Consider the following 2,424-nt stretch of genomic DNA (forward strand, 5'->3'; position numbering starts at 1 on the left):
GTAACTGGAGCTTGTCAGGTAACGAACTAGATATTAGCGCGTTGAATAATGGCACGCTTACGGTATCAGCAACACAAGCTGACAGCGCGGGGAATACCTCAACGGCGGCAACCACATCAATCACACTCGATAACCAAGCGCCGAATGCACTGACGATCACCACGCCAATTGAAGGCGACGGCAAAGTCAATGCCAGCGAGGATAACGATGTACTCGTGCAAGGTGGCGGCGCAGAATCGGGCGCAACTATTACAGTCAGTATTGACAGCGTGACTAAAACCACCACAGCTGACACGAGCGGTAATTGGAGCTTGTCAGGTAATGAACTAGATATTAGCGCGCTGAATAATGGCACGCTTACGGTGTCGGCAACGCAAGCCGACAGCGCGGGTAATAGCTCAACGGCGGCCACAACGACGATTGTTTTAGATAATCAAACACCGAGTACACTCGTCATTAATACACCTATAGAGGGTGACGGCATTGTTAATAAAGATGAAGATAACGATGTTGAGATCACAGGTTCGGGGGCTGAATCAGGTGCGACTGTATCCGTGGATATCGCAGGAGTAAGCCAAAATGTTGTTGCGAATGCCAGCGGTAATTGGACATTATCAGGTAGTGAATTGGATATTAGTTCACTAAATAATGGCACGCTAACGGTTAGCGCAACTCAGACGGATAGTGCGGGTAACCTGTCTGATTTAGCAACAAAAGTAATTACGCTTGATAATGTTGACCCTACAGGGCACAGTGCAGCAATTACGCAAACTGAAATTAATCGAAGCAATGAAGCAGCGTTAAGCTTTACTTTGAGTTCTCTAGAGGGAAGTGGCTCATTTACATACCAAATAACAGATGGTTCAAATATAGTATCTAGCAATGCTGCTACCACCATAAGTGCGGTAACGGCAGAAATCACTGACGTGGATGTAACCAATTTAAATGAGGGGACATTAACATTATCAGTGGCAGTATCGGATTCAGCTGGAAATGAAGCAGATGACGTAACGACTTCGGTTATCAAGCGTTACAATATCAAACCTGTGTTATCTGGTTCGCCAATAACGTCTATAGATGAAGATGCTGAATATAGCTTTACGCCAACACTCACAGATCCTGATACAGCTGACACACAAACCTTTAGCATAACAAATAAGCCTAGCTGGGCTACATTTGATACTGCGACAGGTTTACTTTCAGGCACACCTACCGATCAGGATGTTGGTACCACGACGAATGTGAGTATACAGGTATCAGATGGGACCGAGGACAGTGATCCACTGACATTTAATATTGAAGTAAAAAATACCAATGATGCGCCTATTGGTGAACACTTTGGGTTTAGCTTAGATGAAGGTGCGCTACTTACCAAAGTGGCTGCAGATGGTGTATTGAGTACGGCGACCGATGACGACACGGATAGTGATGATACATTAACAGCTGTAAAAGTAACCGACCCAACATCGGGGACATTAACATTTAATAGTGATGGTAGCTTTAATTATCAACACGATGGCAGTGAAACCACAACTGACAGCTTTACTTATCAAGTAGTAGATACCGCAGGCGAAAAATCAGCAATCCAAACGGTGAGCTTTACAATTACATCGATAGAAGATGCGCCAGTTGTTGTTAATGATTCAGCTACTACAGATGAAGACACCCCGATTACCTTTAACGTGGTTGCTAACGACAGTGATGCTGAGAATAACATGGTTGTTTCTTCAGCGGCTGTTGTTGATGCAGCAACAAAGGGGCAGGTTAGTATTGCTAATGGCGTGGTAACCTATACACCATCGAGTAATGTATCAGGCACAGACACGTTTACTTATACAGTGAAAGACAGCACGGGGTTAACCTCTGAAAAAGCGACCGTAACAGTCGTTATTACCCCTGTAAATGATGCACCTGTAGCGAGTAACTTTAATGAAATGGTGGATGAAGATACACCAACAAGTGCATTAACTGTAAGAAGCACGGCCACTGATGTGGAAGATACGGTACCGACCGGTGATATTTCGCTTATCGCCCAACCAGTCAAAGGGTCTGTGAGTATTAACCAAAATGATGGCACTTTAATCTATACGCCTGCGGCTAATGAAAATGGCCAAGACACCTTCACGTACACCATTGCAGACAGTGATGGTTTAGTATCAAACACCGCAACAGTCACCGTTAACATAGGTGCAGTGAATGACCGTCCGGTTGTTGCGAATGATGCGGTGACTACCGATGAAGACACAGTAACAAGTGTGGCCATTTTAGCGAATGATTCAGACGTTGAAGACCAAGGATTTAACGGCGCGAATGTATTGTTAGAAGATAAAGGCGATGGCGTCGGTGAATACAGCTTTGCCAGTGTCAGCGTGAATTTAGATGGTAGTTTAGCCATCACGCCAAAAGCGGATATAAATGGCGTTC

At 44.8% G+C, this 2,424-nt stretch carries 1 protein-coding gene; it reads left to right on the forward strand.

The genetic code is table 11. The features are described from left to right. Positions 1–2,424 (forward strand): cadherin-like domain-containing protein (locus A7967_RS21970; protein ID WP_157756443.1); only part of this gene is annotated, 2,424 nt, incomplete at both ends.

Origin of the sequence: Pseudoalteromonas neustonica (assembly GCF_001653135.1) — a bacterium.
GTDB lineage: Bacteria > Pseudomonadota > Gammaproteobacteria > Enterobacterales > Alteromonadaceae > Pseudoalteromonas > Pseudoalteromonas neustonica.